17 protein-coding genes are annotated in these 17,126 nt (G+C 47.7%); 4 read left to right on the top strand and 13 right to left on the bottom strand.

Annotated elements, in window-relative coordinates; genetic code table 11:
• Positions 1–11 precede the first annotated feature (11 nt).
• From ccmE to ccmA, 5 genes are all read right to left on the bottom strand, one after another.
• Positions 12–506, bottom strand: a complete 495-nt coding sequence (ccmE, locus tag J3U76_RS09220) for a cytochrome c maturation protein CcmE (protein WP_208005676.1) — start codon at positions 504–506, stop codon at positions 12–14.
• Positions 503–709 carry a heme exporter protein CcmD gene (gene ccmD / locus J3U76_RS09215; protein WP_208005675.1) on the bottom strand — a complete coding sequence of 69 codons (207 nt, stop codon included), beginning with the start codon at positions 707–709 and terminating at the stop codon, positions 503–505. Before ccmD ends, ccmE begins: the two co-directional genes overlap by 4 nt.
• The gene (locus J3U76_RS09210; protein WP_208005674.1) at positions 699–1,445 is read right to left on the bottom strand and encodes a heme ABC transporter permease; all 747 of its coding nucleotides are present in this window, start codon (positions 1,443–1,445) and stop codon (positions 699–701) included. Before J3U76_RS09210 ends, ccmD begins: the two co-directional genes overlap by 11 nt.
• Positions 1,446–1,545: 100 nt before the next feature.
• Complete coding sequence (gene ccmB, locus J3U76_RS09205) at positions 1,546–2,214, bottom strand: heme exporter protein CcmB (protein WP_208005673.1); 669 nt, start codon at positions 2,212–2,214, stop codon at positions 1,546–1,548.
• The gene (gene ccmA, locus J3U76_RS09200) at positions 2,211–2,846 is read right to left on the bottom strand and encodes a cytochrome c biogenesis heme-transporting ATPase CcmA (protein ID WP_208005705.1); all 636 of its coding nucleotides are present in this window, start codon (positions 2,844–2,846) and stop codon (positions 2,211–2,213) included. The genes ccmB and ccmA overlap by 4 nt, the downstream gene beginning before the upstream one ends.
• Before the next feature lie 566 nt (positions 2,847–3,412).
• On the opposite strand from ccmA, the gene J3U76_RS09195 reads away from it, so the two are divergent.
• From J3U76_RS09195 to J3U76_RS09180, 4 genes are all read left to right on the top strand, one after another.
• On the top strand, positions 3,413–3,577 hold the full coding sequence (locus tag J3U76_RS09195; RefSeq protein WP_208005672.1) for a GNAT family N-acetyltransferase: 165 nt from the start codon (positions 3,413–3,415) through the stop codon (positions 3,575–3,577).
• Positions 3,567–3,827: a GNAT family N-acetyltransferase gene (locus J3U76_RS09190; protein WP_208005671.1), complete on the top strand. Its 261-nt coding sequence runs from the start codon at positions 3,567–3,569 to the stop codon at positions 3,825–3,827. Before J3U76_RS09195 ends, J3U76_RS09190 begins: the two co-directional genes overlap by 11 nt.
• A 1-nt stretch (position 3,828) precedes the next feature.
• Positions 3,829–4,038 carry a hypothetical protein gene (locus tag J3U76_RS09185; protein WP_208005670.1) on the top strand — a complete coding sequence of 70 codons (210 nt, stop codon included), beginning with the start codon at positions 3,829–3,831 and terminating at the stop codon, positions 4,036–4,038.
• A 111-nt stretch (positions 4,039–4,149) separates the two neighbouring features.
• Positions 4,150–4,374, top strand: a complete 225-nt coding sequence (locus J3U76_RS09180; protein ID WP_208005669.1) for a hypothetical protein — start codon at positions 4,150–4,152, stop codon at positions 4,372–4,374.
• A 116-nt stretch (positions 4,375–4,490) separates the two neighbouring features.
• On the opposite strand, the gene J3U76_RS09175 is transcribed toward J3U76_RS09180, so the two are convergent.
• From J3U76_RS09175 to tamA, 8 genes are all read right to left on the bottom strand, one after another.
• The gene (locus tag J3U76_RS09175) at positions 4,491–5,783 is read right to left on the bottom strand and encodes an NAD(P)/FAD-dependent oxidoreductase (RefSeq protein ID WP_208005668.1); all 1,293 of its coding nucleotides are present in this window, start codon (positions 5,781–5,783) and stop codon (positions 4,491–4,493) included.
• Between the two features lie 224 nt (positions 5,784–6,007).
• Entirely contained in the window at positions 6,008–7,003 is a 996-nt protein-coding gene (nagZ, locus tag J3U76_RS09170; protein ID WP_208005667.1) for a beta-N-acetylhexosaminidase, read from the bottom strand.
• A 198-nt stretch (positions 7,004–7,201) separates the two neighbouring features.
• Positions 7,202–8,017: a phosphotransferase gene (locus J3U76_RS09165; RefSeq protein WP_208005666.1), complete on the bottom strand. Its 816-nt coding sequence runs from the start codon at positions 8,015–8,017 to the stop codon at positions 7,202–7,204.
• A gap of 3 nt (positions 8,018–8,020) precedes the next feature.
• Positions 8,021–8,617: a penicillin-binding protein activator LpoB gene (locus J3U76_RS09160; protein WP_208005665.1), complete on the bottom strand. Its 597-nt coding sequence runs from the start codon at positions 8,615–8,617 to the stop codon at positions 8,021–8,023.
• A 292-nt stretch (positions 8,618–8,909) separates the two neighbouring features.
• The gene (hinT, locus tag J3U76_RS09155) at positions 8,910–9,257 is read right to left on the bottom strand and encodes a purine nucleoside phosphoramidase (protein ID WP_208005664.1); all 348 of its coding nucleotides are present in this window, start codon (positions 9,255–9,257) and stop codon (positions 8,910–8,912) included.
• 120 nt (positions 9,258–9,377) lie between these two features.
• Positions 9,378–11,135 (bottom strand): PglL family O-oligosaccharyltransferase, encoded by a 1,758-nt coding sequence (locus J3U76_RS09150; RefSeq protein ID WP_243454166.1) that lies wholly within the window; start codon positions 11,133–11,135, stop codon positions 9,378–9,380.
• A gap of 419 nt (positions 11,136–11,554) precedes the next feature.
• Positions 11,555–15,238 carry an autotransporter assembly complex protein TamB gene (tamB, locus tag J3U76_RS09145; RefSeq protein WP_208005662.1) on the bottom strand — a complete coding sequence of 1,228 codons (3,684 nt, stop codon included), beginning with the start codon at positions 15,236–15,238 and terminating at the stop codon, positions 11,555–11,557.
• A complete protein-coding gene (gene tamA, locus J3U76_RS09140; protein ID WP_243454165.1) occupies positions 15,235–16,950 on the bottom strand; it encodes an autotransporter assembly complex protein TamA in 1,716 nt (571 codons plus the stop codon). The genes tamB and tamA overlap by 4 nt, the downstream gene beginning before the upstream one ends.
• Positions 16,951–17,126 lie beyond the last annotated feature (176 nt).

Raw genomic sequence — 17,126 nt, 5'->3', positions numbered from 1 at the left:
GACAACTGGATTCATGACCGGCTTCCTTCAAGCTGCTCAGGGGTGTATTCGGGTTTTACATGCTCGATTCCCTTGAGCGCTTCTGCCACTTCCGGTGGCATGTATTCTTCATCGTGCTTGGCTAATACTTCAAAGGCAGTAATGGTGCGGGCATCCTCTAAATGACCTTGTGCTACTATACCCTGCCCCTCACGAAACAGGTCGGGCAAAATACCTTCAAAGACCACTGTGACTTCTTCACCGCCAGCATCCACTAAGCCAAAGCTGACTAATAAACTCTCTTGATCGCGACTCACCGAGCCTGGCACCACCATGCCGCCAATACGTAAGCGCTCACCCACTTGGGGCTTAATTTTATCATCGCCCTTGCCCTCTACTAATTCGGTCGGGGTATAAAATAGGTCAATGTTTTGCTGCAAGCCATATAAGACTAAGCCGGTCATTACTGATAAGCCCAGTACGACCACCAACAATACGGCCATGCGTTTTTTACGTCTCGGGTTCATAGCGTGTTCTCCAACTTCTGAGCCGCCTTACGGCGTTGTGCGCGAGCCTGTTTTTGTGTGACGGCTCGTAATAAGCTTTTTTTAGTTCTTATGGTGGTCACCACAATGCCCAACATGGCCACTAAGGTAAAACCAAAAGACAACCAAACATAAAAGCCATAACCTCCCATGGCCCAAAATGCCGACCAAGTATCAAACTTCATCTTGTTTCTCCGCCAGTGTAAGCACCCAAGGACGATGAGATTCACGTCGAATTAACTCATTACGCAATCGCATTAAGGTCACCGCACCCAAGAAGCAGCTAAAGGCCACTATCATTAGCAACAAGGGCCAGAGCATTTCATTAGAAATGGAAGGTCGGTCAAATTTAGTAATACTGGCACCTTGGTGCAAGGTATTCCACCACTCCACCGAGTAGTGAATAATCGGCAGGTTTATCACCCCTACTAAGGCCAAAATACCGGCCGCGCGCCCAGCTAACACTTTATCGGAAATCGCATTGTATAAGGCAATCACGCCTAAATATAAAAACAATAAAATCAGCTCAGAGGTTAAACGCGCATCCCACACCCACCAAGCGCCCCACATAGGTTTACCCCAAGCGGCACCGGTAAAAAGTGCAATTGCAGTAAATACCGCTCCCACAGGGGCAATGGCTGCCACCGCCATATCGGAGGTTTTAATTTGCCACACTAAACCAATAAAAGCCGCCACCGCCATCGAGGAATAGGCCCCCATCGACAAAATAGCCGCCGGCACATGAATATAAATAATCCGAAAGGCATCACCCTGCTGGTAGTCGGCGGGAGTAAATGCCAAGCCCCACACCAACCCAATTGCAAATGACACCACACTAAATACGGCAAACCAAGGTAGCCAAAGGCCCGCCAATCGATAGGCTTGCTCGGGCTTAGCGTAAGGATGTAACCATTTCCACATGTTGCTCACAGACCTTTTTTATATGTAATATTATTGATACAACCGAATGTAACCTGCTTAAGATAACTTAAAAAAAGCGCTTATAACAATCAGTTATGAGTTAGTTAACACTTACTCGCAATGCAGATGCGATCGCAAACGGCGCCAAGGTAATACTGCCGACTAACATGGCCGCTAATATCGCCAGCTGCCCATTATAAGCCACACCTAAAGTAGCTGCATCTATTGCTGAGGTCGCAAATATCAGTACCGGAATATACAGCGGCAAGGTTAATAAGCTCAATAACACGCCCCCCTTACCTATGCCCACCGTAAGCGCGACCCCAATGGCCCCTAACAGGCTTAAAATAGGGGTACCCAATAATAAGGTCCAAAATACCGCTTTAAAGCCCACCATGTCGAGGCTAAGTAACACTGCCACCAAAGGCGACAGCAATAACAAAGGCAAGCCGGTTAGCAACCAATGCGCCAACACTTTGGCTAGCACTAATACCCCAAGTGGGCACGGCATTAGCATTAATTGCTCTAAGGTACCGTCAATAAAGTCATCGCGAAACAACCGCTCTAGGGCTAATAAAGACGACAACAAGGCCGCCACCCATACTATGCCCGGCGCAATACGTGCCAGCTGACCCGGATCGGGCCCTATGCCTAACGGAAACAAGGTGATCACAATAATAAAAAACCACAAGGGGTTTAAAATATCCCCACGCCGGCGCAAAGCTGACACTAGCTCGCGGCGTAACACGCCGCTAAACATCGACTTCATGTCAGCTCCTCTTGATACGGGGTTAGCATTAAGGTGCGTGCACGGCTGGCACTTAACGATAAATCTTGGTGAGTGGTGATCAGCACCATGCCGCCGGCGGCGGTATGATCAAGCAATAATTGCTCTAATACTTTAACGCCATTTTTATCTATGGCAGTAAAGGGCTCATCTAAAATCCACAGTTTAGGGCCCCCCAGCCACAAGCGCGCTAAGGCGACACGGCGCTTTTGCCCGGCAGATAATTGGCCGGCCACTTGGTCTTCTAGCCCAGCTAAGCCGACTTGCGCTAATACATCCCATAAATTAGCTTGGCTTTGGGCATGATGCATACGGCGAAAAAAGGCCAGGTTTTCCAGTGCGGTTAACTCGTGCTTAATGCCAGCCTGATGGCCCAAATAAAGTAAATCTTGATGGTATTCGTCACGATGGTTTTCTATGTTTTCGCCCTGCCAGCAAATATCGCCACCATAAGGGCGAGATAAGCCGGCCAGCAAGCGCAATAAACTGGTTTTGCCCACCCCATTAGGGCCGGCCACCTGCACCAAGTCACCGGGCATCACTTTTAGCGATAACTCGCTAAATAAGGTGTGCTCTTCTCGGACACAAGTTAAGAGTCTGGCTTCTAACATAATCGACAACGTAGACCATTAAAAAATGGCCGCCAGTTTAGCACAGCACACAAGATAGTGCAGAACTTAAAACAGCCCTCCCCTTCGGGGAGCTGTCAGCCGTAAGCTATCAGCTGTCAGTTAAAGAAAGCTCGAATGTAGTCGCGTGCTTTAGCCGCGAAATGGTGCGCTGCGCCATCCCTTGCACGTAATTAACCCCAAACACCGCACAGCTAAAGCAGTGCCTACAGGTGTGTGCAGCGCCTAGCTGTCTGCTCCATCGGATGTCTAAACTGTAGGGTCGAATTTATTCGACCTCTTTCGGCTGCACTATCGTTTTGGTCGATTGAAATCGACCCTACAACACATCAGAGCAAAACAAGCTACGTCTAACGCTGACTGCCGTACGTTAAAGATAAAACGGTTTGGTCGTACCGCGCTCAGCGTAAAGCGTAGAGAAAGCCGGAAGCTGAGAGCTGGAAGCGCTAAGCTAAGCAAAAACACTGCGGCATTTTTGTTTTTACTTCCGGCTTCTAGCTTCAAGCTTATTACTGTCTGTTAAACTAGGGCTTTAACGGAATGAGGAAAATATGGATATTCGCAGCATTAACTGGCAACAAACGATAGCGGTGCGTCATCAGGTGTTGTGGCCCAGTAAACCGCCGGCTTTTAGCCAAGTTGAGCACGACGAGCTTGGCGTGCATTTTGGCGCTTTTGTCGATGATAAATTAGTGTGTTGCATCGGTGTTTATTGACGGGCCCAGCGCTCGACTACGCAAATATGCCACCTTAGAAGAGTTTCAAGGGCAAGGGATAGGCAGTGCCGTACTCAACGCCATCTTTAAATATTTACAGCGCCAGCCGCAAGTGCATTATTTTTGGTGTGATGCGCGCGAAGAAACCATCGGCTTTTATCAACGCTTTGGTATGCAGGTTGAAGGAGAGCGCTTTTATAAAAGCGAGCAAGCTTATGTCAAAATGTCCCGTTTATTAAAAGAAAGCTAAGATGCCAAATTCGTTACTGGTGTTACTCAGTTTACTGTTTATCAGCGTTGGCCTTCACGGGCTCTTTACCGGCAAAGTACTGGCTGGTAGCCGAGGCTTTAAAAATAATTATTATCGTAAACAGCAGCAGCCGCTATTATTTGGCTTGTTTGTGCTGTTTTACATAGCCGTGGGAGTCTTTATATTGTGGAACCAGCTTCCTTTAAGGTAAATCACCGCAGCCTAGACCAGCCTAAATAAAGCAAGCGCAGCTGACATAGATCAAGCCCCCTTAAGCTAAATACTCTACTCTTAAATGAGCATTCAAGCTTGGGAGAAAAAAGTGACCAATAAAAAGCTGCTTCGGTTACTTAAAATTCTGATGACAATCGGGTTTTCGCTTATTTTACTCGGCGCCTACTTGAGCTTTAATGAAGATATTCAAGAGATGGGAGTAACAGGCATTTTACTCAGCGCCGGCTGCATTGCAGTAGGCATGGCCATGTCACTGCCCACAAAAATGTACCTTACCTTTGTATTTATGACCCGCGAGAATGATAAAAAATAGCGCCGAGCTTAAAGTAATGGGACTAGGGATTGGGGAGCAGGGACTAGAACTTCTAATCACTAATCACTAATCACTAATCACAAGTCACCAATCACTAATCACCAGTCACTGCGCTTTTAATGTAACTTCAGCTTGGGGTGTAATAAGCGGTTAATGCGCCCGACTAGCATCATGAGGCCGGTACGAATGTAGCCGTGTAATGCCACCTGGTGCATGCGATATAAAGACACATAAACGGTGCGTGCAAATAGCCCCTCAACCATCATACTGCCGCGCATTAAGTTACCCATTAATGAGCCCACTGTGGTGTAGCGACTCAGATTAACCAAGGAGCCATGATCTTTATAAACATAAGGCTTTAGCGGTTTATTGTTTAGCTGCGCGCGAATATTTATATAGGTGGTATTAGCCATTTGATGAGCCGACTGCGCCCGAGGCGGCACCGGTTTGCCATTGTCTTGCAGACAGTGCGCACAATCCCCTATCACATAAATATGCTCATCGCGGCTGGTTTGTAAGGTAGGCTTAACGCTAAGCTGATTATTACGATTCGTCTCAAGCCCAGCAATGTCTTTTAAAAAATCGGGTGCCTTTATACCGGCCGCCCATACCATTAATGTAGCAGGCACGAGATCGCCATTTTTGGTGATCAGTCCTTTTTTAGTGGCTTCTACCACCATGGTATTGGTGCGTACATCCACCCCTAAATCACGCAGCTCTTTTTGTGCCATACCGGCAATGCGATCGGGTAACGCGGGCAGAATACGCGGTCCGGCTTCCACTAAGGTGAGACGCAAACAATCTGGGCTTAAATTTTTAAAGCCATAGGCTCCTAAGTGCTCAACGGCATTATAAAGCTCGGCAGATAATTCCACACCCGTGGCACCGCCGCCCACAATGGCAATATCCACTTTATCGTCTGATAACTCCCCCTCGCCATATTGCATAAAGCGGTTCATCAGTTGATCGTGAAAATGCTCAGCTTGTTGGGGTCTGTCTAAGAAAATACAGTGCTCACTTACCCCTTTAGTGCCAAAATCATTAGACACAGAGCCAATGGCCAACACTAAAATATCGTACTCTAATGTGCGCTCCGACAACATCGGCTGGCCGCCTTCATCTAACATGGCGCCTAGGGTAATGGTTTTATTATCGCGATCGATATTGCTTAATGATCCTAAATGAAAACTAAAGCCGTGGTTATGCGCATGAGAGCGATAGCTTAGGGCATCAATACCCGCATCCATGGCGCCAGCTGCCACTTCATGCAAAAGAGGCTTCCATAAATGGGTACGGTTTCTATCAACCAGCATCACCTCAGCTTTACCTTTACGACCCAGCTTTCGCCCTAATTTGGTGACCAATTCAAGACCACCCGCACCACCACCGACTACAATAATTTTCGTCATTAACCCGTCCCTAAAAAGATAAAACCTACGGCTATCACCTCACTCCCACTCACGTTTTATACCAATGCGAGCCAGTGATAGCGCTAGATTCTATTAATCGATTAACCTATTAACTGATGAATTTGCAAACCTTGCTGCGATCATAGGGCGAACGATGCCAGCAATTTATCTTTACATAAAACAATGCATCGTTCACCTAGTTTTTTATGGCTTACACCACTTTTTTATCTATCAATAAACCGCTGCACACGTAGGCTGGTTGCTTGCCACTCTCGGCTGGTATATAACGCCTCGCCCATGGCTTGAGAGCACCCTCGTAAGGCGCTGATATCGCACTGATGCTGGTGCGATAAACTGTCAATAATCTCAATGGCGCCGGCTCTGTTATTACAGGCTAATAAAAGATCGCAACCGGCATTCAGAGCATGACGGGCACGCTCAGCATAGCCCCCCACTACGGCAGCCCCTTCCATCGTCAGATCGTCACTAAAGATCAAGCCATTAAATTGTAATTGTTGGCGTAATATTTGTTTTAGCCAGATATCAGAAAAACCAGCGGGCTGGTTATCCACGGCCGAATAAATCACATGAGCCGGCATCATGCCTTGTATTAGCCCCTCACCAATCAGGGTTTTAAAGGGCACCATATCGAGCTGACTAATGGTATTAAAATCTCGCTCATCGCGGGGGCTTTCTTTATGCGAATCAGCGCGCACACTACCATGCCCCGGAAAATGCTTGGCCACCGCCGCCATACCGGCATTGTGCATGCCTTGAATATAGGCGCGCGTATGCTTGATCACCTTTTCAGGTTCAGCACCAAAACTACGATCACCGATTACCTCACTGCCACGCTCTAAATCGAGCACAGGGGCAAAGCTGATATCAATATCTAAAGCCAGTAGTTCAGCAGCCATCAACCAAGCGGCATCTTTAAGCAGGCTTAATTGATCAGGCCCCTGATACTGCGCCAATGCCCCTGGTGCTGGCAGCGAAAAAAAGCCATCGCGAAAGCGCTGTACTCGCCCCCCTTCGTGATCCACTGTGAGTAACAAGCCTGGGTTAACGGCGCGAATGGCACTCACTAGGGCGCTAAGTTGTTTACGGTCATGGTAGTTACGGCTAAAAAAAATCACCCCACCCACAGTCGGATGTGCCAATAGCTCTCGCTCTTGTGCGTCAAGCTCATAGCCATTTAAATCAAGAATAAAGGGGCCCATTGCCACTCCCGTTGTCGCCGTATGGCGGTATATATTTTTAGCTGTCAGCCGTAAGCTATCAGCTGTCAGTTAAAGAAAACAGCGCTTGGCGTAAAGCGTAGAGAAAGCCGGAAGCTCAGAGCTGGAAGCGCTAAGCTAAACAAAAACACTGCGGCATTTTTATTTTCGGTTTTACTTCCGGCTTCAAGCTCTCAGCTTCTAGCTAGCTTTAAGCTTGGTTAGCGCTAACTGCTGCATTTTTTCGTATTCGGCATTGGTTGTTTGTTGATATTGTAGTGCCGCCCATAAGGCGGTGAGCCAGTGTACCCAAGGCAGGCGTGCCTGAAAACGCGCAGCACTCACCTGATGGCCACCCCCACTGTCAGTGGCCCTATTATAGGCCGTTAACAACATCTGCTGTTGGCACAAATCAAGACCAAAGCTGTCACTGATCACTGCAAGCTCAAAGGCGGCATCACCGTAGGCGGCATATTCCCAATCGATTAACCAAGGTCGTGAGCCCATCACATTGGCGGCGTTGATGTCGTGGTGACATAACACCGGCTGAAATGGCAGGTTTACGCCTGCTTGTGAAAAGTAAGGGACAAAATCCGCCAGTGCCTTTGGCAAGGGTTGTAGCTGGCGTAAATAATGCGCTGCTTGGTCGGCAATATCGAGCAATGGCACATCGGCATTTAGCTGGTGCAAGTGTGCCACTTGCTGTGCGAGGCGCGACATATCCCTCGGCACCTGCTGCCAGTCGGGCTCGGCTAACCAATCAAGCAATAAAATGCCCTGTTCAGGCAGAGCAAAGTGAATATTGGGAGCAAGCCCCACCTTTGCCGCCGCCTGATGCGCTTGTAACTCCTGCGCTCTATTGATCCCTAAGGCATGAGTATCAGCGCTGCCCTCTCGCAACCAATACGCGCACTCAGCGGTAATTAACTTCCAGCAGCGATTGGTTAAACCGCCGGTTAACGGAATTAATTGCCCCCTAAAACGCGACGGTAACCTTGCTAATAGCGCATTGGGCACCGGTTATCGGCCACTCACCTGATCTGACCATAACAATTCACCACTGGCCAACTCCATCAGCTGCCCTTGTAATTTAATGGTGCTACCACTGCGCGACAGCTCAGTAGACAATAAATAATCAGCCCCACTTTGCTTGCCTAAGCGCACCAAAGCGGCCATATCTGCTCGCCCACCTTGATAAGCTAGCTGCTGGCGCAAACGGCTCACTGTCGCGCCATCAGCAAAATTAAGTTGCCCGCTCAAATTCGCACTTAATCGTGAGGTTAAGCCCTGGGTATCAACAGGGCTGCCAGCATTATTACGAATGGGGTTGAGTAATACCGGACCTGCCACTTCATTCAGTGCAGCACTTTGTTTAAGACGGTTAGCCAGTCCATCAACCAAACGTTCAACACTGGCATTGCGCACATCAGGCACAGGGGTTGGAGGCGCAGTTGGCATCTCAATCACAGGGGGAGGAGTAGGTGGCTGCGGTTGACTGGGGGTCACAGGGTCGGCCGGCTTTACTGGGGCCGGTTGTGACGAGTAAGGATTGGGCATACTACAAGCCGCCACCGCCACAGACGTGGCCAGTACTAAAGTTAAACGAAACATCGTCATTGAGTTTCCTTATTTATTGCAAATAAATACTAAAAAAAACAGCGCCAAGCTTTAAAACAACCTAGAACTTGGGTCATTGCGAGCGCAGCGTGGCAATCCATCCTTCAGGCTCGTACCACCCTAAACATGGATTGCTGGGATTGGTGATTAAGGACTAGCACACCACGCTTGTCTGTCAGTGACTATTCCCTATTCACCGATCCCTAGTCACTTGTAAAGCGGTGATTAGGGACTAGGGATTAGCACACCGCGCTTGTTTTCATTCAACATTCAAAATTCAACATTCATTTAGCTATGCCAGTAATGGCCCTAAGTTGCGTCCGCCCAGTAAGTGCATGTGAATATGGTACACCTCTTGGCCACTGTCGCCATTACAATTCATAATCAAGCGATAGCCACTTTCATCTATGCCGGCCTCGGCGGCTAACTTACGCGCCACACTAAACAGGCGACCTAAAGCAAGTTCATGCTCAGGCTCAACCTCATTCACAGTGGGGATCAGCACATTAGGAATAATCAGAATATGGGTGGGCGCTTGAGGGGAGATATCACGAAATGCCGTCACCAATTCGTCTTGATACAGAATATCGGAAGGAATTTCTTTACGAATAATCTTACTAAAAATAGTTTCTTCAGCCATGTCTAAACTCCTTGATTGGGCAGCAAATCGCACATTAAAAATGCCAGATAGGTTTACCATTATAGCCATGTTAACCACTAAATAAATGCTTTAAAAATAACAACTAAGCATTGCCAGTAACTAATAAGCCCCACCAATAGCAGGGCGCAAATTATCATAAAGCGGAATGGCGTTATTAAGCTCAGAGGCGGACAAATGGGCCGTGATGGCCCCTAAGTTATTGCGACCACGCTGAATACTGGCACGGTTTAGCAGTTGTACATTGGGGTATAAGCGCCTTGCTTGAGCTAATAATTGCTGAGCTTGATCCTCATTACCCGCATACCCTAACGCCAGATACGCATTATAATACACCCCCGCCCTAGGGGTATGGCGAACAAAACGTTGAGCCCAATCAGCATAGGCTAGCAGCTGTGCTCGATCTTGAGTTAATAATGCGTGAATGAGTTGCCAATGGTGGCGATAAAACTCGACCCTGTTATACCAGACCCAGGGATTAATCACCGCGGATAACTGAGCTTGGCTGTGTTGTTCGTTACGAGCATATTGCGTTAACTGTTGTCCTGCATATAACCCCGACGCCATAAACAGCATCACCCCAACACCCCATGCCCTTATCGGCCACCGCATCCAAGCACCTGGAGGTGACAACAAGCGCCGCTGCCCATATTGCGCATCCATGACATACACTAGCACTAACACCATCAACCAGTGTGGCAAAGAGTGGTAAAAAGGAAACTCTGTTTGGCTATGAATGAAAATAGGTGACAAAACGCCAATCCACGCCATGCCCTGTGCAATAGGGAGTCGGCATAATAGGCGTAAGACTAAAACGCTCATAATAAGCAGCCCAAGTAAGGGCACCGCTCCCCCTTCAATCGCCCATAATAAAAATTCATTATGGGGGTGCCCCATTTCGGTAAACAGGGGTTTAGCACCGGGAGTCAGCTCGCGCCAAGTAGCATAAGTTTGGTAAAAGGCCGACTCAAAACTGCCATAACCAAAACCAAGCCACGGCTTATCTAGCCACATCCGTAATGCATGAGCATAAATATCAAACCGACCATCGGCATCGGTGTAAATACTTAAGCTGCGCTTGCTCATATCAAAGGCATCAAGCCCAAATACTCCCACTACAATGCCAAGGGGGATCAGTAATAAGCTTGCCAACAAGCGTTTAGAGCGGTTTTTTAGCAATGTTTGCCACAACAAAGGTTGCAGTAACGCAAGCCCCAGCAACAAACCCAACTGCCCTGCTCTCGATTGCAACAACACCACTAAAATGGCGCCTGCCCCTAGCACACTAGAAAACCAAAGCGATTTTAATAAAAACCGATGCTTGGGCGTTTTTGCTTCGTGCAGCCATAAATAAATAGCCAACACCATGCCGGTTGCCACAAAGCTTGCCATTACATTGCGGTGTTGAAAAATACCGTAAGGAGAGCGCACCTTGGTGTTATAACCAAACCAGTTGCCCGGCTCTAAGATAAAAAACTGTATCATGCCCAGTAAAATTTCGACGCTTACCGCAGCTAATAAACAATAGAGTAAATAGCGTCGGCCACGGGCGTTAAACCGACATTGTTGTAAGGCAAGATAAAACAATAAGCCCGCAACTAGCCCTAACATTCGCGGCAAAGCCTGCTCGGCTACCGAATTATTCGGATAGAGAAAAGGAATCCACAATAGGATGCTGGCCAGCACAGTGCCAAGCCAAAATCGGCTGGTGAGTAGGCGGCGTTCATGGCAGTGGTATAGTCCTAACAAGGTGATTAAGCCAATAAAAAACCAGCCCATCACGTTAAAAGGGAGCTGTAAGCCAATGCCAAATAGATGAGGCAAGTAAAGATGCATCGCCAACAAAGTATAAACGGCCATGCAAATCAGCACTATTTTAGCTAGCCGTTCTTGTTTTAATAAGGGCGAAGGTATCATCCAGCTTGTACTCGCGTGTTGAAATCATTTACAAACCGCTACTTTACCCAAGCTTGGCACAAAAAGCAGGAGCCATCACACCGACAAGAGGCAGAAGCTGCCACATGTAAGACATAACGCTTGGCGCTCGCACTGTATTTTGTCGTCATTGCGAGCGCAGCGTGGCAATCCATTCTTCAGAATCGCACCGCTCTAAACATGGGTTACTGGGATTGATGATTAGGGACTCGTGATTAGAATAACGAGCTTGTTTTTCAGTGACTATTCCCTATTCACCACTCCCTAGTTCCCTGTTAAATAGATTGCCGCGTCGCTACGCTCCTCGCAATGACCAAGAACGGCGCTTGGCGCTGAACGCGATCTTAAAACTCAAACCGGTAAAATAAATCGATGGCTTGGTTTAAGCCACTGGCGGCTTGTAAATATAAACGGGGTAATAGCTCGTAGCGTAACCGTAATTCACCAATGGATGAAAACACCCCCACACCATAACCAATTTGCAACCCAGGTAATACATAGGCGCTAATGTTCACCTCAGTATCATCGCCACTGCCGCCAGTATCTAGCGACACATCTTGCAAACCCAAAGCTTCGCCAACGTTACTCACTACGCCACCAACGGTACTCACCCCAACGCCCAGTAACATAGACTGCACCAAGGCATTACCGTCAGAATCACCGTCGCCATCTAAGCCTCTACCCCGTAATAGATACGATAATTGCTCAGCTTGCGGCATGCTGGGTTCAGAAAATACCTCCAACTTAGGCTGACTCGCATTACCCGTTACTTTTACCCCAACAGTAATGGTGCTATCAGACATACTTGAAGGATTACGAATGGCCTCTACTCGTAAGTTAGGCACATCGAGGGGGCCGCTAAATAAAATACTGCCATCGCGAATTAATAAGTTTTGACCATAGGCCTTAAACTTACCCTCTATTAAACGAATTTCACCATTACTGCGCATAGGCCGATTGGGGTTTTGCACAATATTGAGCTTACCTTCTAAGAGTGTATCTAAGCCAAAGGCTTCTAGGCGCACATCATCGGTTAAACGTACTTGAATACGCATATCCAGTGGTAAGCTCGGCGCCGTTTCAGGAATCACTCCCGAAGGTTGTACCACAACCACATCCGACGATACTCCCACCGCACTTTCTGGTAGTTTTTTCACCTCAATACGCGCCCAAGGAATGACAATTTCACCCCTCACTTCTGCTTTTTCACCCAAGATCACTTGCATATCTGGGCTTACCCTAACTCGCCCCATACCCGGATAGCCGGCCTCTAAGTTTCGACCTTTAAGGCGAATTTCACCATTCACCGGTAATGTGCGCCAATCAAGATCACCGTTAATATTTAATGGTCCATCACCCACTTTTAATTGGCCGGTAATGCTTGCTTGCGATCCTCTAATATCTAACTCAGTAGTAAAGTCACGCACTGTCACCATATCAGAGTAAGTATCTACCTCACCGCCACTTAACTTAATATTGCCAAACAGTAATGGCTTAGCCAGCGTTCCCTCTAAGCGCCCTTGCCCAGCCAAGGTACCTTGCAAGCGGGCCACCTCAGGTAATAAAGGTGCCAACCAATCGAGTTTAAGTTGCTCAATATCAAGCTGACCACTTAGCGCTCGCTCGCTATTTAAGTCGGCGACATTGGCATTCAAGTTTAATTGCCCCAAGGTCGTTGAGCGAAACGCTAACGCCGACGTTAAACGATTATCTGTCATATCACTGGTGAGCGATAATGTTTGGTAATCAAGTCGAGTATCGCTACTCACAAAAGTACCTGGTGGCGTACTAATATTGGCATTCAGCTTAGGAATGCCGTTTTGCCATTCTAGCTGTACTTGACCGGCTAATATGGCTTCCCATGAAAAACCTTCAGGAAAAAAGGGCTTAAGGCGCGCGAGATCTAAGTTGCGCATATTAAAGCCAAGCTTACCTTGCTCTGCGCTGGCGCTCATGGCATCAAAACATAAAGAAGCCGCCAGTGATCCCCAGCAATGAGGCTGGGCAGTAAAGGTGGCATCTTGCACCGACATCACCCAAGGTTGTTGCAACGACCAGCGATCTAGGCGGCTATCGAGTACTCCCTTGTTAAGGCGCCCGCGCCAGCCACCGTCATTGACACTGCCCGTTAACCCAAACTCGGCTGCTAGCGGATCACCTTTAACGCTAAAATCTAATTGGTGATTAGCTTGCGTGCCCGACCCCGTTAGCTTTAATGACTGCATCGTCATGCTGCCCGCGCGAATTCGGTCTATGGTAAACTTCACATTACCAGCTAAATTTTCGCCTAAGGTCGCCTTGGCTTGCAGGCTAATATCGCGCGCTTCGTTATCATTAAAGCCGGCTTTTTTACCCTTAATATTTGCCTGTAACTCAGGCGCCTTTAACGCACCACGCACTTGAATATCGCCAGCTAAATCACCGTACAAGCCAGGTGCATACACGGCTAAATTAGGCGCAGATAATACGCCATTTAACTGCCAACGCTCACTGATCTGACCGTTCACCGTTAAGCGATTATCACCATTTTTAAGTTGCAGCTGGTTAATATTGCCCTGTAAGGCCTGATCAAGTGAGACTTGTCCGGTGAGCGACAAAGGGTAATCCCGTAACGATCCCCGAATATCTGGCGTTGCATCAAGCTGCCATTGCTCACCTTGCAGTGCAAATTGCGTAGCTAACTGACCATTTAACTGCCCGTCCATACCCGCGACAAAAGCACCGGGATCCACATCGGCGAGCGCCAATATGCCTTGCCAATTAACGCCGTTGCTCCAGTTTACTTTGCCTTCGACTTTGGCCTCCCCTCTCGGCAAGGTCAGTGTTAACGGCGCTATATTGGCTTGACTTAAGTCACCATTAGCCGCCAGTTTAAGGCCAATGGCCGGTAAGTCTGGGCCCATTGCTTCACTGGTTAAACTTAAACGATAATCTTCAAGGCGCCCCTTTAATGAGAGTTGTCCTTGCTCTAATCGCCATTGTGGATCGTTAAACGGCCAACCTAATTGTTGCCAGTTAAGCGAGAAATCAAACGGCAGTTTAGGGTCAAGCGGCTCGGCGGCCAATGCTGCATGGGCTTTAAGCACCCCACCCAGCACCAAGTTACCTTTTAACTTGGCTAAACTGTCTGACAGGGTTAACGCCACGCTTTGGCCATCAAGCTGGCCGTCCATTAATGGCTCACGAACCATTCCATTGAGCGCTAAATTAAGCGGATAGTCTTGGGTTAAGGTGATATTGCCACCCAGCTTTAGCACGGCCATTTCATGATCAAGCTCGGCATTAACAATATTAATAGTGCTGTCTTTGCCCTCTACCTCTAGCACTAAAGCATGCAAGGCTTGCACTTGGCCGTTTTGAATTAACTGACTATTAGTTAACTTAAAATCACGCAGCTTAATGGGAAACGGCAATACCACTTCCGGTAATACTAGGGCCGAAGCCACATCATCGGTGGTCGGCTCTGGGGGAGGTGGTGCATCATCTTGACTGTTTAAGGTAAGCGTTAAGCCCTCCATATTGGGCCCAGTAATCACCATGGCCTCATTATCCCAATGCATAGCAACTTGCAGACGTTGCCATGCAATGGTTTGTCCGGGTAGAGATATTTTAACGTTATTGGCCTGAATATTATCAAGGTCAACACGCACTGGTGGACTAAATTGACCCAGCGGCTCAGTGGGCTCTTCTTCTTTCGCCTCGGCAAAATCTTTAATAGTCACTTCTATATCTTCGGCGACCAGCTCTTGTAACCAAAAACGTCGCTCAAGCAGCTTGCCTAACTGCCACCCTAGGGTTATATCGCGCGCCGAAAATGCCAGCGAGTCTTGCTCAAAACGCAACTCACTAAAGTGCCAACCTTGGCCTAGCTGGCCAGACTCTAGTGTTCCCTCAAGCCCAGAAACCTGCTCTTTGGCTATGCCCCATAACCATTGATTGCCTGTCTGAGTAAACAGCAGGCTAAATACCAACATCAGTAGCAAGCAAACACTCACCACAAAGGTACTTATTATTCGGGTCAGCATCATAGTTCAGGCCCTAAAGTAAAGTGAATGCGCATCGGAACATGCTCTTCTGACACGCCAAATGCTAAATCAATACGTACCGGCCCCACGGGCGTTTGCCAGCGCACACCTAAGCCGGTGCCCACTTTCCAAGATTCTGTATAATCATTGGTCGCCGTCCCCGTATCCACAAAAGTGGCGAGTCGCCATTTTTCAGCCACTTTATAGTCGTACTCAAGACTAAGTGCGGTGGCGTACTTAGCCCCTAGGCGATCGCCGTTGGCATCTACGGGGGTAATTGATTGGTAACTAAAGCCGCGCACCGTCATATCACCACCGGTAAAAAAGCGCAGCGACGGCGGTAATTGATCAACTTCATCGACCCAAACCGCCCCTTGTTCGGCACGGGCTATCACCCGCTGCCCCTCACCCACAGTACGTAACCACTTAGTACGACCAAATAAGCGAATAAAGCGAGTGTCTGATCCCCACCAAGGCTCAGAGAGCTCTAAAGTCGCTAATTGCGAGTCTCCCCATACCGGCTCTAAACCGCCTCGAACACGAATTCGCTCAAATGACACCCCTGGGATCACCAGAAAGCTTTCGTCTTCTTGCTGGCCTTGGGTATAAGATTCAAATTCAGAACGAATAAATACATCTCGATTCCAACCACCTAGATTTTTATCTCTACGGTGTATAGAAGCAACAACACGGTCACTTTTGGTGTCATCTTGGTCTAGCATCTGATAACCGCCCTGCACCGTATAGTAGTTTTCTAACGGATTCTCACGAGGGATTTTATAAATCACACTAATATCTTGCTTCGGTTCAGATATTTTAAGATTAGTTTGCAAGCTATGACCTAAGCTGTTTATCCAAGGCTTATCCCAGCTGGTTGACACCCTAGGCCCTTCATCGGTTGAAAAACCAATACCCACCTCTACCTCATTATCCGCTTTAGCACGCAACACTACCGACATGGGAATCTCATGATTTTCATTGGCCTTGCCCACTAACGGCTGTATTTCTACACGACGAAAATATTCTGTGCTCGATACAGCGCGGCTTAAGTCAGACACTTTATTGGCTAAAAAAGGTTCGCCCACGGTAATATCCACCAAAGGGTCTAACAGACGAGCGACGGGTCTATCACTATCAATTTTTAACTCACCAAATTTATAGCGCGGCCCAGAGTCAAAAACTAAGTTAACGTCGGCCGCATTATCTGCTGGGTGTACCAACACTTGGCTATGTTGATATTGTGCATCAAAATAGCCTCGCGTTAGCGCAAGGCTCAGTAAGCTGGCTTTGGTTTTTTCATAGGTATTATGTTGAAATACATCGTCTTGACGCAAAGACAGCTGACTTATCAGCGACGCAAACTGTGGGTCGGTTTGCGAGTCACCCTTCAGCTCAACATTTAGCTTACGAATACGTACCGGCTTACCCGCCTTTACCTTAACGGTCACGCGCTTAGGGTTATCTTTATCAGGAATAATCTCGATATCGGGGTTGTAATAGCCAAGAGCTTGCAGGCTGGTGATCACAGCCGTTTGAATATCTTTACGAAAACGCGGAAGCTGCTCTGCTTCAATCGGTGGTAATTGATCTAGGTACACCTTGGTGTTGTCTTTTAAATCGCCTTTTAACCCTTTTAATTGAAAGCTAACCTCATCAGCCTTCACATTCAGGCTAAGCAATAGCAAGAGCAACAGTCCCCATGCTCCTTGATTCATAATGCACCTTAATTGTTGTAGATTATGTATCTTCAAAACGTTTTGGCTACCCAGATAATTGATAAGACTGGCGAAAACAACTCACCTGTATAAAAACAGCTTATAGTAAGATGTTATCGAAAAATAGTCGTGTTCGTCTTTATGTTTTTTGTGTCTGTTACGGCATTTATTAACAA

Origin of the sequence: Oceanisphaera pacifica (assembly GCF_017498065.1) — a bacterium.
GTDB classification, from domain to species: Bacteria; Pseudomonadota; Gammaproteobacteria; order Enterobacterales; family Aeromonadaceae; genus Oceanimonas; species Oceanimonas pacifica.
The sequence above is the reverse complement of the archived record's forward strand: the minus strand, read 5'-3'. Positions and strand labels throughout refer to the sequence as shown.